Source organism: Chitinophaga oryzae, from assembly GCF_012516375.2.
GTDB lineage: Bacteria > Bacteroidota > Bacteroidia > Chitinophagales > Chitinophagaceae > Chitinophaga > Chitinophaga oryzae.
The window spans coordinates 2,009,767-2,027,666 of sequence record NZ_CP051204.2; the positions used below are offsets into that span (position 1 = coordinate 2,009,767).

Sequence of the window (17,900 nt, forward strand, 5' to 3'; positions counted from 1 at the left end):
CGGGAGCGAGTGGAGGTATTATTACTTTTTTCGGTATTTGTCATCGCTACCTGCGGGCTTATCTACGAGCTGGTGGCCGGCACGCTGGCGAGTTACCTGCTGGGTGATTCCGTGACGCAGTTTTCCACCATTATCGGTGTATACCTGTTTGCGATGGGGATAGGCGCTTGGTTATCGCGCTTTTTTAAGAAGGAATTATTAAGCTGGTTTATTCAGCTGGAGATACTGGTAGGCTTTGTGGGCGGCATCAGTTCCGCGGCGCTGTTCCTGTTGTTTGAACATGCGTTGTCTTTCCGGCTGGTGCTGTACCTGCTGGTAGGGCTTACCGGTACGCTGGTAGGGCTGGAGCTGCCGTTGCTGATGAATATCCTGAAGAACCGGTACGAGTTCCGCGACCTGGTGTCGAGGGTGTTTACCTTCGATTATATCGGGGCGCTGCTGGCGTCGATCGTATTTCCCTTGCTCCTGGTGCCTCACCTGGGCCTCATCCGCACATCCTGCTTCTTTGGTATCCTCAATGTACTGGTGGCGCTGATCGTGCTGGTAAAATTCCGGCAGGAAATCAAATGGGCGGCATATTTAAAGATAAAGGCGGTAGCGGTGATCGTTTGCCTGGCAGGTATTTTCTTTCAGGCAGACGCTATTATGAGTTTCGCGGAGGGGATGGCTTTCCGCGACCCTGTTATCTTTGCGCATACTTCTCCCTATCAGCGGATTGTACTGACCAGCGGTAAATCGGACCTGCGGTTGTATCTGAATGGCAACCTGCAGTTCAGTTCATCAGACGAGTACCGTTACCACGAAGCGCTGGTACACCCGGTGATGATGTACAGCGGGCGCCGTCAGCGGGCGCTGGTCCTCGGCGGTGGCGATGGCATGGCCGCCCGGGAGTTGCTGAAGTACCCCGATGTGGAGCATATTACGCTGGTAGACCTGGACCCGGCCATGACGCGGCTTTTCAAAGGCAATACCTTGCTGACAAAACTCAACGCGCACTCCCTGCAGTCGCCCAAACTGTCAATCGTCAACGCAGACGCTTTCCAGTGGATCAAAGAGAACAAAGACCCTTACGATGTGGTGATCATCGATTTCCCCGATCCGGGCAACTATGCCGTAGGGAAGTTATACACCACTGCTTTCTACCGCCACCTGCGGCGTTCTCTCAATAATAACAGCGTAGTGGTAGTACAGTCAACGTCTCCTTATGTGGCTCCCCGCGCTTTCTGGTGTGTAGACACCACCCTGCGGGCCTGCGGCTATCAGACGATCCCTTATCACACCTATGTGCCTTCCTTCGGGGAGTGGGGATATGTGATGGCTTCTCCCGGCGCACTGCATCAGCAACAGGATAGCGTACCGGAAGGGTTGCGTTATTTTGCAGCGGGCGTATTCCCGCAGATGCGGTTGTTTACAGCAGATATGGATAAAAGGGAGGTACGTCCCAATCAATTGAATAACCAGGTATTGGTACAATATTTTGAAGATGAATGGGGGAGATACCAGGAGTAAACCACTGAGCAGGAAAGACTTCCTGCGGTACATGGCGCTGGTGGCCGGAGGAACGGTGACCCTCGGGCAGTACCTGGCCTGTACCAATAAGACTGATAAATACGCTCATATCACAGGCAAGATAAACGGTGCGTCTGCCGCCGTGGGCCATCGTTTGCGTGAGGGCGGTTTTCCTGAACCTGCCGTTGTTGGTCATACGAATACGGTGATTGCCGGCAGCGGCGTAGCCGGGCTCACCGCCGCACGGAAGCTGCGGCAGCACAATATCCCATTCAAAGTGCTGGAGCTGGAACCCGGGGTGGGCGGAAACGCCGGCTGGGGAGAGAGTACCTATTCCGCTTATCCGCTGGGGGCGCATTACCTGCCGTTGCCTAACCTGGAAAACAAGCCACTGCTGGCGTTACTGGAGGAAGCAGGTATCCTTACCGGTTACGATGCTGCCGGGGTACCGGTGTATAATGAAACGGACCTCTGTTTTGATCCGGAGGAGCGGCTGTTTATTCATCACCGGTGGCAGGAAGGACTGATACCTCAACTGGGTATTTCCAGCGACACGGCCGCTGAAATACAGCGTTTTCTGGCGGAGATGGAGCGTTTGCGCGGTGTGAAGGGCGCCGATCAGCGGTTTGCCTTTGATATTCCCGTCGCCTGCAGCTCCACGGACCCGCAATTCACCGCGCTCGACCGGCTCACCATGAAAGCCTGGATGCAGCAGCAGGGTTATGTTTCCGAAGAGCTGCACTGGTATATCGACTATTGCTGCCGCGATGACTATGGCGCTGCGTCGGACGTTGTCAGCGCCTGGGCCGGCATTCACTATTTTGCCGGCCGTAAAGGCAGGGCGGCAAATGCGGAGCCATCGCAGGTGCTGACATGGCCGCAGGGCAATGGGCGGCTGATTCAACATCTGCTGCAATTCAGCAAAGACGCGTTGTTACCCAACAGCCTGGTGTACCGTGTAACGCCTGCGGGCGACAAGGTATACGTGGATTATTATGACGTGAAGGAACACCGGGCTAAACGCATAATAGCAGACCATTGCATCCTGGCCATTCCGCAGTTTGTGGCGCATCGTTTGTTGCCGGACATGGCGCCTGCCTCCGGTTTCGTATATTCTCCGTGGTTAGTGGCCAACGTGACGCTGGACGAAGTGCCCTCGTCCAGCGGCTATCCGCTGAGCTGGGATAATGTGGTGTATAAAGGGCGGTCGCTGGGGTATGTCAATGCGCAACAACAGACGTTGTCTACAGCGGCTCCCAAAAAGCAGGTCATCACCTGGTACCTGCCGCTCGATCACCTGGAGCCGGTCGCTTCCCGGCAATACGCACTGGCGCTGGACCATGCTCATTGGGTGAAACTGATCACAGATGAACTGGAAGTGGCGCACAAGGGCATCCACCGGTTGATCCGGCAGATAGACATACAGGTGTGGGGCCACGGCATGATAAGGCCTTACCCGGGCTTTATCAGCGGCGCTGTATTAAAAGCGGCGCGTCAATATCCCTATCCGAATGTATTTACCGCACATGCTGACCTCAGCGGTATTTCTATTTTCGAAGAAGCTTTTTATCATGGCAACAGGGCTGCGGAAGCTGTGCTGGCGCGTTGCTGAACAATAAAGCGCCCCGGGAGCAGTATGCTTCCCGGGGCGTCATGGATATGCAGATAAATACTCAGTTCCAGCCGCCGCCGAGCGCCTGATAAATATTTACCATCGCATTCAGCTGCTGTTTTTTGGTTTCGATGAGTTCAAATTTTGACTCCAGTGCATCGCGTTGTGTCATCAGCACCTCCATATAGTCGGCCCTTGCAGATTTAAACAGGTCGTTGGAGATAGTAATGGACTGCGTGAGTGCTGCTACCTGCCTGGATTTCAGGTCGTAGCTTTTCTCCAGGTTGTTGATTTTGGCCAGCTGGTTGGCTACCTCTACATACGCGTTTAAGATGGTGCGTTCGTAGTTGTAGACCGCCTGTAACTGTTTGGCGTTGGCGCTATAGTAGGTGGCTTTTATCGCGTTCCTGTTGACCAGCGGCGCTACCAGTTCCCCTGCCACGGAGTACAGCATGGATTCCGGTGTTCTCAGCAGGTATCCCGGGCTGAAAGCGTTGTAGCCAAAAGCGGCGGAGATGCCCAGCGATGGGTAGAACTGCGCTTTGGCGACTTTGATATCCAGCTGCGCTGCTGCCAGGGCCAGTTCCGCCTGTTTGATGTCCGGGCGGTTGGCCAGCAGTTGAGAGGGCAGGCCGGCATGGATAGAGGCGGGCACCAGCTCATCGAAATGTTGACCGTCTCTTGGGACGGGCTGCGGATACCTTGCCAGCAGGAAGTTGATCCTGTTCTCCGTTTCGGTGATTTTCTGCTGAATATCGTATTGCAGGCTTTGTGTTTTCAGCACTTCCGCTTCAAATTTACGTACGGCCAGTTCCGTTACACGGGTGGCTTCTTTCTCCAGCTTCACGATATCGAGGGCGTTCTGCTGTATCTCCATGTTCTTTTTCACGATCTCCAGCTGGTTGTCCAGCGCCAGCAGCTCGTAGTAGGAGTTGGCGACTTCGGCCACCAGGTTGGTGATGACGAAGTTGCGGCCTTCGACGGTAGAGAGGTAGCGGGCCACGGCTGCTTTTTTGGCGTTGTGCAGTTTGTGCCAGATGTCTACTTCCCAATTGGCGTATACCCCTAACAGGTAGTCGGGCAGCGGGTCGGGCATTTCTTTTCCCGGCTTGATTTCTGTCGTTTCTTCCAGTGCGCCGATATTGGTATAACGGCCTACCTTGTCCAGCCCTGCGCCGGCCCTTAGTCCTACAGAAGGCAGGTATTCGCCTTTTTTCGCCCTTACTTCATTGCGGGCGATCTCTATCTCCTGTAGGGTGATATTCAGTTCCTGGTTATTCTTCAGCGCAGTGTCTATCAGCGCTGCCAGGTGAGGGTCGGTAAAATATTCCTTCCACCTTATCTGTGCGGTGTTGGTGCTGTCCTGCGTGTTGTTGTAACTGGCAGGCACTTCTTTGCTGGCTGTCTTTCCCGTCAGCTCCGGCACTTTACAGGCCGCATAGGTGAGGGAAAGGCAGATAATACCTATATATGATTTTTTTCCTGGCATGATGATCAGTTTCTTGGGTTTAAGCTGTCTTCTTCCATGATGATGATCTTGCGTTCTGTCAGCGGTTTCTCATCTTCATCTTTGATCAGCTTGCGTTTGGCGGCGATGGTGCCGAATATGTAATATAGTCCCGGGATGAGGATAACGCCGAAGATGGTGCCTATCAGCATACCGCCGAGCGAGGAGGCACCGATGGTGCGGTTGCCGATAGCGCCCGGACCGGTGGCGAAGATCAGCGGTATCAGCCCTGCGATAAACGCGAGGGAGGTCATCAGGATCGGGCGGAAACGGGTTTTGGCGCCTTCGATGGCTGCGTCAAATACGGGTACGCCGGAACGGTGTTTCTGTGCCGCGAATTCCACGATCAGCACGGCGTTTTTACCGAGCAGGCCTACGAGCATGATCAGGCCTACCTGTGCGTAGATATCGTTGGACAGTCCCATCAGTTTGATCAGGAAGAAGGAACCGAATACGCCGGCGGGCAGGGAGAGCACTACCGCCAGCGGCAGTACGAAGCTTTCATACTGAGCGGCGAGGATCAGGTATACGAAGAACAGTACGATCAGGAAGATGTACAGGGCTTCGTTGCCGCGGCCTGCTTCATCTTTGGAGAGGCCTTCCCAGTCGATGCCGTAGCCATGCGGTAGTGTTTTGGCGGCCACTTCCTGGATGATTTTGATGGCTTCGCCGCTGCTGTAGCCTGCTGCGGGCTCTCCGCGGATAGCGGAGGAGTTGTACATATTGTACCGGGTGATTTCATTGAGGCCGTGTGTTTTTTTGATGCTCATGAAAGCGGAGTAGGGCACCATTTCATCCCGGTTGTTTTTTACGTAGAGGTTCATCAGGTCGTCCGGCAGCCTGCGGTATTCCGGTGCGGCCTGCACATATACTTTCAGGAAGTTGCCGAAGCGGATGAAGCCCAGTTCGTAGGTACTGCCGATGAGGATGGAGAGGTTGTCCATGGCTTTGCCGATAGAGACGCCTTTCTGCATGGCTGCCTGGTTGTCTATCTGCAGTTCATATTGCGGATAGTTGGCGCTGTAGAAGGTGAACAGGCCGGTCAGCTCTTTGCGTTGTTTCAGCGCGGCCATAAATTCATCGTTCACTTTTTCCATCTCCTTGTAATCATCGCTGTTGGTTTTATCCAGCAGGCGGAGGGAGAAGCCACCGGCAGCGCCATAGCCAGGTACGGCGGGGGGACCGAAGAACTCGATGGTGGCGCCGGGTATCTCTTTACATTTTTCTTCCAGTTCAGCGATGATCTGGTTGACAGAATGTTTCCTTTCAGACCAGCCTTTGAGGTTGATCAGGCAGGTGCCGGCATTAGAGCCGCGGCCTTCTGTGAGCACTTCGTAGCCTGCCAGCGCGGAAACGGACTGTATGCCTTCCACGTGTTCGGCGATTTCCTGTACTTTTTTGGCGAGATCGTTGGTGCGTTCCAGTGTGGAGCCGGGGGGCGTCTGGATGATAGCGTAGATCATGCCCTGGTCTTCGCTGGGGATAAAGCCGGATGGCAGCACCTGGCTTACGCCGAAGATGCCGGCGCCGAATGCCAGCAGGACGCCGAAGGTGATCACCCTGCGGCTGACGATTTTTTCCATCAGGCGGGTGTAGCGGCCGGTAAGTTTTTCGAAGCCGTTGTTGAACGCGTCGAGGAAAAACTGTATGGGCGTTTTTTTCTTCGGCTGGCCGTGGTTGTTTTTCAGCAGGATGGCGCAGAGCACGGGGGTGAGCGTGAGGGCTACCACGCCGGATAGCACGATGGAAGTAGCCATGGTGATGGCGAACTGCCGGTAGAAGATGCCTACGGGGCCTGGCATGAACGACACCGGGATAAACACCGCCGCCATTACAAAGGTGATGGCCACGATGGCGCCGCTGATCTCATGCAGTACTTTTTTGGTGGCTGCATAAGGGGAGAGGTGTTCTTCTTCCATTTTGGCGTGCACCGCTTCTATCACCACGATGGCGTTGTCCACCACGATACCGATGGCCAGTACCAGGGCGAACAGGGTGATGAGGTTGATGGTGAGGCCGAAGACCTGCATGAAGAAGAAGGCGCCCACCAGCGATACGGGTACCGCGAGGGTGGGGATGAGCGTAGAGCGCCAGTCGCCGAGGAAGAGGAATACCACTACTGCCACCAGCACAAAGGCTTCGCCGAGGGTGTGGATCACTTTTTCGATGGACGCGTCGAGGAAGGTGGACACGTCGTAGCTGATTTCGTAGTCCATGCCCGGCGGGAAATCGGCTTTCATTTCCTGCAGTTTGGCTTTTACTTCCCTGATAACGTCGCTGGCGTTGCTGCCGTAGGTTTGTTTCAGTACAATGGCCGAAGACGGGTGGTTGTTCAGATTGGAATAGATGTCATAGAATTCGCTGCCCAGTTCCACGTCTGCTATGTCTTTCAGGCGGAGGATCTCGCCGTTGGCGTTGGCGCGGATGATGACATCTTTATATTGTTCGGGCTGATTATATCGTCCCTGGTAGGTGAGCACGTATTCGAGGGCTTCCGAACGTTTACCGTCGCTGCGGCCGAGGCGGCCGGGGGAGCCGATGATGCTCTGGCTGCCGAGGGCTTCCATCACTTCGTCGGTGGATACGTTGTAGGCCCGCATCCTGTCGGGCTTCAGCCAGATACGCATAGCGTACTGGCGGCTACCGAGGATCTGGGCGCTGCCGATGCCTTTCACCCTGCTCAGTTCACGGAGGATGTTTACGTTGGAGTAGTTATACAGGAAATTTTCGTCCGCTTTGGGATCTTTACTGTATACGTTCACATACATCAGCATGTTGGGCTGGAGGATGTTTACTACGATACCTTCGCGTTGTACCAGCTCGGGGAGACGGTTGGTCACCTGTTCGATACGGTTCTTTACGTTCACCACGGCCTGATTGGGATCGGTACCGAGGTCAAAGACCACTTGTATGTTGGCCTCACCGGCGCTGGTGGCGTCGGAGGTCATGTACTTCATGCCCGGAACGCCGTTGACCGACTTCTCCAGCGGGATGAGCACGGATTTTACCAGCACGTCTGCGCTGGCCCCCGGGTAGGCTACGCTCACGATCACCCTTGGCGGCGCAATGGAGGGGAACTGTGAGGTAGGGAGGGTATTGATGGCCAGTACGCCCATGAAGATAATGACAAGGGATATCACTATCGCAAAGACGGGCCGTTTCATGAATATATTAAACATGTCTCTTTTTCTTTAGGTGGATGCTTACGTTATTCCGTTGGTAACTTCAGGTGAGAGATCACCTTTGCCGGTTCTTCATAGTCGAAGGTGATTTTGTCTTTGTCTTTCACCTTCCGTAAACCTTCCAGCAGTATTTTATCGTTTTCGGCCAGTCCTTCCTGTACTACATACAGGTCGGGCATTTCAGCGCCGATGGTGATGGCTTTCAGCGTAACCACATTGTCTTTGCCCACTACGAAGACATATTTCTTATCCATGATCTCCATGGTTGCTTTCTGGGGGATGATGAGAGCGTTTTTGAGGGGCACGTCCATGAGGATGCTGCCCGTTTCCCCGTGTCTCAGCAGTTTGTCGGGGTTTGGAAAATTGGCCCTGAAGGCGATGTTACCGGTTTCGTTGTTGAACTCTCCTTCGATGGTTTCCACCACGCCGGGGTATTTGAATACCTGTTTGTTGGCCATCAGCAGTTTTACTTTTACTTCGCCTTTTGACTTTAAGCTGGCCTGATAGTCGAGGTATTCCGGTTCGGACACGTTAAAATACACCCACATATGGCTGTTGTCCGAGAGGGTGGTGAGCAGGTCGCCTTCGCCCACGAGGCTGCCCAGTTTCAGGTGCAGGCGGTCAACGATGCCGTCGAAAGGCGCTCTGATATCGGTGAAGCCGAGGTGTACTTTGGCGAGGGCCAGTTCTGCATTTGCTTTTTGCAGTTTGGCATTGGCGAGGGCCAGTTCATTTTTGGATACGACATTTTTGTCGGCGAGGCTTTGGGTGTTTTGTACTTCGATGGCTGCGGCTTTTGCTTCGGCCTCAGATTTTGCCAGTTCCGCCTCGTAGAGTTTGGGCATGATCTTAAACAGCAGCTGGCCGGACTTTACGGCCTGGCCTTCATCTACGTTGATGCCCTGCAGGTAGCCTTTTTCCTGGGCCCTTAATTCAATATTGCGGATGGAGCGTATCTGGCAGACATATTCCCGGGTGATGGTGGTGTCCATTTTCAGCGGACTGGTCACCAGGAATTTGGTAGCTTCTTCTTTTTCTTCTCCTTTGGACGATTTACAGCTTGTATGGCACAACAAGGCATACAAGCCCATGAGCATGAGGATTCTTTTCATATAATTATGATGCTTGGATTCAGGTCGGTTTAAACACATGACAGTCCCGATCCCATAGCGGGTGTGCTATGCAGACAACAGGTCAGCTGTTTGGATCAGTATAAATAACAGGGAGGGCAGGCGATCATCGTTCGCCTGTAAATGCAGGAAATCAAATCCTGATGACGCGGTTTACGATAAACTTATCAGCGGCCGTGCGGGAAAAGTGAGGGAAATTGGGTCGGCGGTTGCTGAAGAGAATGGGAAAAATACATCCGGGCCGGAGGGCATAAAAAGAGGTAATACGGCAGATGCCGGTCTCCAGCAGTTTCCTGAAGGATTCCGAATCGCAGTCCTCTTCGATTTCCGTTGCTTTCATCCTGTCACCTATGCTGTCTTTTCCGGGCGGAAGGGAGCAAACGAGGGCGTCGTAGTTTTGCATGTCGGCCAATGTGGTGAGCACCGGGGTTTCGGTAGTCAGTTGGCCTGGCTGGTCCAAACGTAGTTCGTCCGCATATGCATAGCTTCCCAGTAAAAGAAGGCATAATGAGAGGAGATATCCTATAAATAGTCTCGTCATCAGAAGCCAAAATTAATATCAAAACAATTAAGTAGGTATAGTTTAAAATTAAATTTGCTTTAAAATCCGTGGAACGAGGATAGATGACCGGTAGCAGGAATTGCAAAAAAATGTATAACTTGGGGCTGTAGCCCATCTTCCCCATATATAAAGTTAACGACCATATGAAAAAACCGTTCATAGCCATCTTCTTATTAATAGGTCTTGCAGGCTGTAAGCCCAAAAAAGCTATCCAACTGAGAGAAGCCATCGATCAAAAAGAAAAAACAGCATTCAACATCGTGGTAGGTAAGGGCGGCGCCGAAGAACAGAAGCTGCAATGCCTCATCAAAGGCGACTTCCAGGGTGCGCTTGCAGCGCTGGACAGGGAGGAAAAAGACTTTGACCGGCTGATAGACAGCATCCGGGTACTGCCGGCAGCGGGTATTAAGCAGGGTGAGCCGCTGAAGGCGGCCGCTGTGGAATATTACACGGCGCTCAAGACGTTGCAGCTGTTTGACCGGAACGAGGTAGCCCAACAGGAAGCCGCCCGGCGGATGAAAGGCGATTCCGCCATGAACGCCTATAAAAAGATTTATGAGCTGAATGTGCAAAAGCAGGGGATGTATAAAAACGTGTATGAAAAGGATTCGGTGTTCCACGAGGCTAAGAAAAGGTTTAATGCGGAGCACGGGATCTGACCGGCTATAGTCCTTCTATATAACATTCGAAAAAAGGCCGCTCCTGGAAAAGCTGTGTGTAATTAAAGATAGCAGGTACTCCGGAGAATGATGTTTTTATATTGTTTTTTTCTTATATGATTTCTCCGGTTTTGTTGTGAGTGTCCTACGGAGAGAGAGCAATCGTAGGTACTTACTTTTGCAATAATATCATCTCGGAGCTGTTGTCTTCAGTGTTAATGGATCAATGGAGTTGATGCGGCGCTTCATAAAAGGAATAAGTCCCCGGTATATATTGATGTTGTGAGCCACGGTCAAGGAAATGGCAAAAAATGGAGAAGAGTTGGACCGCTGCAATTTGAAATTTCGTTTTTCTGTAATAGTACCTTTTTTCTCCGGTTGCGTTTTATTATTGAGAGACTTATGTACTGTTGAGATAAACAAATTTAATTGAAGCTTTCAAAAAACTTTAATGAAAAAGGAATTTGCTTTAGCAATTGATTATGGTGGCAACCATGATGACATATTCGATCGTTATACCAGTGAAATTGAACAATCGAGACAGCTGGGAAAGCCGGTTTTCGGGTTACGGGAGATCATGAATAAGGTGGATCTTATTAAGATGTTATTACGGCGTTTATCCGAAACGAAAGGCACTGAGAATGAAAATGAATTGATAGCTGGTGGTGTTGTTATAAAAAAGACCCTGGGATTACTCAAAAAGTGGATTATTTTATTTCTGAACAGGAGTAAAAATAGCAGTATAGTTTATCTTTTCAACTATGAACTCGATGATATAATCGGATATATAGCCGCAGAGAATATCCATAGCCGATCAATCGCGGTTATTGAAAGGGATTTTTCTTCTTTTTTTCTGATACAGAAAATTGATTTTGAAACTATTGTGAACGAGTGGGGAGATGATAGGTTCTCCCTGATGTCTAATGGCATAGTTGATCTGAGCAGTCAGGTGGTTGATAAACTTGTTGCTGAACTTCAGCCTACATTATTTTCTCCGTCGCCGATGGCTGTGAGGACTTTACGGCAGTCCCACCCATCAATGTCCGCTCAGATAGCCAACATCGCGCTGAAGTATGAAAGTACGAACGAGGGATTTATGCCAGACGGAGAGAATGTTGAGTACGTCTGGTCTGTTGATATTTGGATTGATACGAGGGATGCTGGCATCGCCAATAAATTTATGAATTTAATTTCTTCCACACTTTGTTATATTCCAAATGTTAAAATGGATATCCTAAGTGCTGGAGTTGGAAGCTTTTTTCAAAATTGTATTTTAAAAATGAAAGGATTTTTTGCGAAAGAGAAAACGAAAGAAATTTTTACCAAGGCGCAGAAAGCGGCGGAAGGATATGCCCTTGACAGGCATTTTGAGCCTTATGAAAAGATGAAAGCGGAACGAGAAAAAACACAGGAAGAGACAAAACGTATGATGTCGGAAGAGCAGACGAGGGAATACAATGAGCTGCTGCTCGAGGCAAAAAGAGAAGAAGTTAAAGCCATGAAGCTGGCTAATAAAAAGCAGGAAATGGAGATGGATGATATGTTGGTTGAGCGACTGGCAAGAGGGTTAGTTCAAATAGGTACTGATTTCCGAGTAGGCGCAAACGATCGATTGGCGATACAGCGGGAGAATGGTCGGCTTACAACGGGAGATATGCATGAAATTGATATAAGAGCGGAACGGCGCCAGATTGACGGAGGGCAGGATATTTCCCGTGATGCCTGAGTGAATTAATGAAAATTATATAATATGATAGTGGACAAAGGTAAAATGCGTTAATGGAGATGTCATTTCCATTAATGTTCCTTATCCTTAATATATTCTTCATACTTTAGCAAAATACTAACGTGGAATTATTGCAATATGAATTTATTACAGCACCTAAAGGATCGTATTTAAACCGCCTTGGAGAACTGGTAAAGAAAATTCGGTATTACCGCATGAATGTACCAATAGAAGGATTTAGAGCGGCGTTACCTGGTCTTAAACTGGTGGAGCAAGAGTTGCAAGAATTTGATGATTCCATTGGACTTGGGAAGAGAAACTATATAGATGAAATAATGGAAGAGTTGCAGCAGGAAGCCGAGGTTGAGGAAAAGTTAATGGCGGATATTGTGAGGTTTTCTAAAACAATTGTCAATACTATCTTTCACGAGGAATTTGTCGCAGATGAGTTTGCTTTCGATTTTCGAATTAAAGAAGCTGTTAAATGGTTGGAGTTTTATGGGTATAAAAACGAGCAGGTAATTGACGAAAAATTAAATGTCGTAAAAGATATTTTTCGATCTGTATGTTCAATGCATAATATAATTTTTATTGACAGTACCCTAACTTAGTATAGAATGTATTCACAAATATACTTCTTCCTCTACAACTGGATGAGATTGCATGTTAGGTTCAGAAAATAACTTACCATCGCTTTAAAGCCCCATCTCCAAACACCCATTCGGGTGTATACAACTTTCGGCCAAAATCCGCATCATACCACGGCGTGGCAGCAGCCGGGTTTTTCAGAATATGTATATTCTGTGCCGGCATATAGCTCTGAGCGAGCAGGAATATCTTTTTACCGGAACGGTTTTCCGCTACGTCCATCACAATGACAGCGTGACCGGGAGATCCTCCCTGGATAAAGACATCCCCGGCTTGTATGTTTTTCGTTGATGGTACCTGTTTCAGTTCACGGCTAAGAGAAAGCGTGCCGGCGTAGGAGAATACGGTTTCCAGGTATTTTTCAAACTGCGCTCTGCCTTGGGCTGGTGCTGCTATCCGTTTCCGTAACAGTTTTCCCTGTTGCAGTACAAAGCGGTCTCCCTTCAGCCAGCCGCTGTAGCCTATTTGTGTACCGTCTGTTGCCTTGAAAGTAATGGCTTCGGTGCGACCGCCCTTATACAGGTATTCAGCGCGCAGGCGAATGACGGCGTCGGCGCATTGTTGCAGGTCTTTTTCACCTACAGGCATGTCAAGTACTGCGTATTGTGCCTGCTGGTTTCTTTTGGGTGTGCCGTTATACAGATATACCGTTTTGTCTGATTTCAGGGAACAGTTCCGCAGCCATTCTCCGAAAGAGTGCCGCTCCTGGGTGATTCGTGTATACCCTGCAGGTAGTGGTATGTCACTCACTTTCTGCTGCCCGTAGGTGGTGGTCACTGCTATCGCCAGCAGCATAAAAAGAAATGGTTTCATGTAACCGTTTTCCGGAAGATGCAGTTCCCGCAAAATTCCATAAACTATATGCTCAGTATAAATCCGGTTTCATCACCCCCTTCTCCTGGTAACTTTTCTTATTCATCTCGTAGTGCATCTCCGTCATCTGGTTCAGATAATCTTTCAATGGGGATAACGTATATTCCTTCCTGATCTTGTCCACATTAACAGAGTCGATCAACCCAATCTTTGGGAAAGCCCTGCCGGTGGTGTTGACCTGGTAGGTGACCTGTGTGCCGAATAGTTGTTTTTTACCGGCATTGACCTGCACCCGGTCGTACAGGTAAGCGTAGTTATTGGGATTGGCATTCTGTTTTTTTACTTCTTTCTCCATCGCCTTCAGCACTTTGGTCTGGAATCCGGGGAACTTATCGCTGTGCTGTACCAGCAGCCAGAAGTGGTTGGAGCCTTCTTTACCCACCATATCGATGCCCGGGAACCCGTACTGCCGGAAGATAACGGCGATTCTTTTCTGATGTGTCGTATACACGCTGTCTTTAAAGCGGTCCCATTGCTCCTGCGTATATTCCTTGTACTTCCCCTGTCGAACGAAAGCTGCGATCTGGTCGGTTTTTACCATTTCCGCCAGTTCGTTTTTCAGCGCGGTTTTTTTGCTGTCGGTGAGCCTGGTGGCGCAGCCGGTCAACAGCGAAATGAGTAGTGCCAGGAAGATTATTTTTATCATGTCAGACGGATGTTAAGAGGAAGATACAAGAATTTATACTTGTTTTCCCCGGTTCCGTCTCCGCGCAGGATAATGCTCACCTGCTGCCAGCACCATCCGCCATGTCGGGCGCCAGGCATCCGTGCATACATCAATGGTTAATTTTCAAATGATTGTGCGTAAATATCGTTAAACGATAGCAGGGATAATAGCGCCCATACAAAATCCAGTCTGATTTTTTTGTAATCCATTTTAAAATTATTTTTGCAAACTTATCTACGCCCTGAAAGGTGGCCAATCTCTTACCCTAAAGTGAGTCGTTAAATCACAGGTATGTCAAGCAAGATCAAAGCGAGTTCATCAAATGCCCATAACCTTCAGTTGTTGGCCGCAGCCCATGATGTAAATGATATTCTGAGGATGATCAGCGCCCGCTGGAAAATGGAACTACTCTGCAATATATCCATAGGGGTGAACCAGTTCAGCCGCTTAAAGGAGAAGTTTCCCTCCCTGTCGGACCAGATATTAGGTAAACGATTGTCGGAGATGGTGAATGAAGGATTGATAGTGAAGGAATATATTGCTGACACGGTACCGCCGCAAACCCTTTACCGGCATACCGACAAAGCGAAAGCGCTGATGGAAATATTACAGCAGCTGCATGTATGGGGAAACAAAAGCTGGGAGTAATTCAGATAGATGTTAAGGGAAGTTGATGACTTTCCCTTAACATCAGCGTATTATTGTATTACCTGTATCTCATAATCTTCCGTCAGGCCATAATCATAAAGATCATATGCATCCCCGGAAGGTTGTGTTTTGACATTATACCACTTGCCGGGATCTACCAATCCGGGAACGGGCTTGTTGTAAAACGGTCCCAGCAGGTTCTTCAGGCTGCCGATCACCGTCACTTCCACTGTATTCTTCCCTTTTTTTACGAACTGCCCGATGTCCAGCCTGTCGGGTGCTGCGGTGATAATACCGGCAAATTCACCATTTACTTTCACCGCGGCCACTGTGCCCTGCCATTTGCCCAGGACTACGGCGTACGAAGCAGCCGGCCCGTTCGCCGTAAAAGTTTTCGTATAGGCGATGCCCTGGCTGTATAACGGTAATCCCTGCTGCCGCCAGTGGCCTATCTGCACCGGTTTGGGTGCTGCAATGTTCCAGCCCTGTGCGGCTGCTTCAAGGTTAAAATCACCGAGAATATACACCGGTTCAATTTCAGCGTACACACTCATGGGCGCTACGGTCACCACCAGTTCATTATCGCCGGCTTTTAAGTGCTGACCGATCTGGTACACGCCGAAAGACCGGTCCAGCCACCATTTGCCGGGTTCGTTCTTAACAGTTGCCCCGTTGATTTTCACACTGTGCCAGAGGCCCGGCTGCTCTATCACCGCTTTAAAGTGGCGGCCGTCGACGCCGTCTTTCAGGTTAAAATGATACACCACCGTATAGCCGGTGCCGGTAGAGAAGGTATCCCTTCTCACGATGGCGTCTTTAAACTGGGTACGGTTGTTCCACGGGTTACCCACACCGTCGGTAAATCCATGATGTTTGAACGCGGTATTGGAAGCCTGGCCAACATGCAGCTGTTGATAGCTGGTGTCTGGATGATGCAGATAAAGGTCACAGAAATCTATTGTCAGCGTGTTGTCTGACGGGCGCGATACCACCGTCGCGGAAGCGTCGACGGCAGCCCATTCGCCGGCCTGTGGCTTCGGCTGGTACCCGGCCTGTTGCTTATCCGCGATGAACAACATCAGGCTGCCGGCGGGCGGTACATTAACATCAAACTGCACTTCCCCGTTTTGTTGCGTGCACCGGTAACGGACAATCTTCCCGGAATGCATCTCCATTTCCAGTACGTCGCTGCCCTTCATACAGACCTTGCCGGAAGAAGCATTCGTCATGCTGGCGTTGGTCAGCAGCAGTAGCTCGCCGTTGGCCAGCTTCCGCCGCTGGTGATATAGATTGCCACCGGTACTATCCCTGCCGGTTACACGAAAACCAGTGTTCCGGAAAAGTGTTGTGTTTACGGCCTGTACTTTAGCTGGCAGAAACAGGGCGGCCAGCGATGGGTTCTCCGCACCGTCAACCAACCGTAACTGCTCAAAACAAATAACCTTTCCACCGGCGGCCATGTAGTCTTTCAACAGCCGGAAAGTGGCGCCGTTAATGTTTTCCATGCCAGGTGGTATCACCACCGTCCTGTAAGCCCGTCTTCCGATGATGAATCGGTCACCCTCTACCCGCCCATTGTCTTTAATGATATTCTCGGACCCCAAGTCATACTCCAGCTGTGCTCTTTGCATCGTGGTCACGAAATCATTAAAGCTTTTGGTGATGTCGAAGAAACGTTTATGCTCTCCGTCCCGGGCGTAGTACATCCAGGCGGAGGTGGTGGGCTCGATGATGAGGATATCATTATACTGCTGTCCCTGGGTCAACAGGTAAGACAGCCGCGTAAAGTAATGGTTCATTTGACGGTAGTAGGGCCACCACGGCTCATGGTAGGAGAAGCTGGGCGGATAGTCGTATTTACGTGCACCCGTCAGCGTCATAAACGACAAATGCTGGTTCATGAAGTTGACGCCCAGTACAAACTGCCAGTCGGCCAGCCGTTTCATGTCCTTAAAGGTCAGCTCCCAGCCGCCACCGCCGTAGGTTTCAGACAGTGCACGGGTTTTGCCCAGCTGGTTGGCCACGCTGCTCAGCTCCTTTACCGCGCGGATATTGCCGAATTGTACCGGCTTATCTTCGCTGAACTGGTTGAACAACATATCGATGCCCGGCATCTGATGCCAGGCGTACATCGCCATGTTGTCGGGGCCATGATAGGGACTGGGCCATCCATGCTCCCAGTAGTGGCCGGTCCACACCAGCTGGTGTTTTTGCATGTAGTCCGCCACCGGCTTGGACCATCGGTCAACGAACAGCTGCAACAGCATCTCGTAATAGTTGTGGCGGACCCGCTTCCAGTCACCGGTTTCCTTGAAGAGAGAAGGCAGGTGCAGCCGGAGATCATATCCCCAGTTTTTATAAAAGCGGTCGAACAGGTCGGGCGTCCAGCGGACGCAGTTGCGCCCTTCATTGATAATGGTCGGCTCATCGGAGAACACGCCCTTGATGGCTTTACCAAATTCTTTACCAATCACTTTTTCATAACCTTTGTAGGTCACGTCGATGAACTTTTCGGTAACGCCTTTAGCCATCAGGTCTACGTAGGATACGCCGATAGGACCGGCCACAGAGCCGCGGTTGGAACGTTGATAGTTTACCTTTTTGAAGAGTTGGTACTGCCCGGGTTTACCGGCTTCCTGCTGCAGCTGCCCGGTGATATCTTTGTGATCACCATTTTCCTTTTTCAGCACAAGGAAATAGGGAGACAGATCTGCGGGTAACAGGGTCGCTTCTTCCATATACAACATCTGCCCCTGGTTATACGCTTCGGGCATTTGTTCTCCCACCAGGCCACCGCCAAAGCCGGTAGGGTAGGAGTTTTCGTCGTATATCCAGATGTTTAGCCCCAGTTTCTTTCCTTGTTGCACAGCATATGTAAATAGATCAAACCACTCTTTCGACAGGTATTCCGTAATTAATCCCGGCCGCGGATGAATAATAACACCGCCGAAATCATTCCTGCGGTAGTCGTTCAGCATGGAGTCGATATTAGGTTTGGTGACTTTGGTGTTCCATACCCAGAAAGGTACTGTCCCATAATCCACGCCGGGGTTTTTAAATCCGGCGGCCACGTCTTCAAACCGCTGCAGCTTTTGTTGCGCCTGTATATGGGAAGACGCCATTACAGCGGCGATGGTCAGCGTACGGCATAAGAATTGGCGAATGCTTTTTTGCATG

Annotated in this window: 13 protein-coding genes; 6 read left to right on the plus strand and 7 right to left on the minus strand. The window is 50.5% G+C overall.

Annotated features, from left to right (window positions below; translation table 11 throughout):
• Positions 1-9 precede the first annotated feature (9 nt).
• Together HF324_RS08355 and HF324_RS08360 are read left to right on the plus strand one after the other, a co-directional pair.
• A complete protein-coding gene (locus HF324_RS08355) occupies positions 10-1,509 on the plus strand; it encodes a polyamine aminopropyltransferase (protein ID WP_168862272.1) in 1,500 nt (499 codons plus the stop codon).
• Positions 1,484-3,121 (plus strand): FAD-dependent oxidoreductase, encoded by a 1,638-nt coding sequence (locus HF324_RS08360; RefSeq protein WP_168862273.1) that lies wholly within the window; start codon positions 1,484-1,486, stop codon positions 3,119-3,121. The genes HF324_RS08355 and HF324_RS08360 overlap by 26 nt, the downstream gene beginning before the upstream one ends.
• A gap of 61 nt (positions 3,122-3,182) precedes the next feature.
• Here the strand turns inward: HF324_RS08360 and HF324_RS08365 are convergent, their stop codons facing one another.
• The 4 genes from HF324_RS08365 to HF324_RS08380 all read right to left on the minus strand — a co-directional run bounded on the left by HF324_RS08365 (position 3,183) and on the right by HF324_RS08380 (position 9,481).
• A complete protein-coding gene (locus tag HF324_RS08365; RefSeq protein ID WP_168862274.1) occupies positions 3,183-4,610 on the minus strand; it encodes a TolC family protein in 1,428 nt (475 codons plus the stop codon).
• Positions 4,611-4,615: 5 nt separating this feature from the next.
• Entirely contained in the window at positions 4,616-7,807 is a 3,192-nt protein-coding gene (locus HF324_RS08370; protein WP_168862275.1) for an efflux RND transporter permease subunit, read from the minus strand.
• Positions 7,808-7,836: 29 nt separating this feature from the next.
• Positions 7,837-8,922 carry an efflux RND transporter periplasmic adaptor subunit gene (locus tag HF324_RS08375; RefSeq protein ID WP_168811333.1) on the minus strand — a complete coding sequence of 362 codons (1,086 nt, stop codon included), beginning with the start codon at positions 8,920-8,922 and terminating at the stop codon, positions 7,837-7,839.
• 151 nt (positions 8,923-9,073) lie between these two features.
• Positions 9,074-9,481, minus strand: a complete 408-nt coding sequence (locus HF324_RS08380; protein ID WP_168811335.1) for a hypothetical protein — start codon at positions 9,479-9,481, stop codon at positions 9,074-9,076.
• Between the two features lie 164 nt (positions 9,482-9,645).
• Between HF324_RS08380 and HF324_RS08385 the strand changes: the two genes are divergently transcribed.
• The 3 genes from HF324_RS08385 (at position 9,646) to HF324_RS08395 (ending at position 12,498) form a co-directional block, all read left to right on the plus strand.
• Positions 9,646-10,161, plus strand: coding sequence for a hypothetical protein (locus HF324_RS08385; protein ID WP_168862276.1), 516 nt, complete (start codon positions 9,646-9,648; stop codon positions 10,159-10,161).
• 451 nt (positions 10,162-10,612) lie between these two features.
• Positions 10,613-11,887, plus strand: coding sequence for a hypothetical protein (locus tag HF324_RS08390; RefSeq protein ID WP_168811339.1), 1,275 nt, complete (start codon positions 10,613-10,615; stop codon positions 11,885-11,887).
• A 122-nt stretch (positions 11,888-12,009) separates the two neighbouring features.
• Positions 12,010-12,498 carry a hypothetical protein gene (locus tag HF324_RS08395; RefSeq protein ID WP_168811340.1) on the plus strand — a complete coding sequence of 163 codons (489 nt, stop codon included), beginning with the start codon at positions 12,010-12,012 and terminating at the stop codon, positions 12,496-12,498.
• A 73-nt stretch (positions 12,499-12,571) separates the two neighbouring features.
• On the opposite strand, the gene HF324_RS08400 is transcribed toward HF324_RS08395, so the two are convergent.
• Positions 12,572-13,348, minus strand: coding sequence for a DUF4846 domain-containing protein (locus tag HF324_RS08400; protein ID WP_168811342.1), 777 nt, complete (start codon positions 13,346-13,348; stop codon positions 12,572-12,574).
• Positions 13,349-13,400: 52 nt separating this feature from the next.
• On the minus strand, positions 13,401-14,054 hold the full coding sequence (locus tag HF324_RS08405; RefSeq protein WP_168862277.1) for a DUF6624 domain-containing protein: 654 nt from the start codon (positions 14,052-14,054) through the stop codon (positions 13,401-13,403).
• A gap of 312 nt (positions 14,055-14,366) precedes the next feature.
• On the opposite strand from HF324_RS08405, the gene HF324_RS08410 reads away from it, so the two are divergent.
• Entirely contained in the window at positions 14,367-14,723 is a 357-nt protein-coding gene (locus HF324_RS08410) for a winged helix-turn-helix transcriptional regulator (protein WP_168811346.1), read from the plus strand.
• Between the two features lie 50 nt (positions 14,724-14,773).
• On the opposite strand, the gene HF324_RS08415 is transcribed toward HF324_RS08410, so the two are convergent.
• The gene (locus HF324_RS08415) at positions 14,774-17,899 is read right to left on the minus strand and encodes a glycosyl hydrolase (RefSeq protein WP_168862278.1); all 3,126 of its coding nucleotides are present in this window, start codon (positions 17,897-17,899) and stop codon (positions 14,774-14,776) included.
• Position 17,900: the final 1 nt, after the last annotated feature.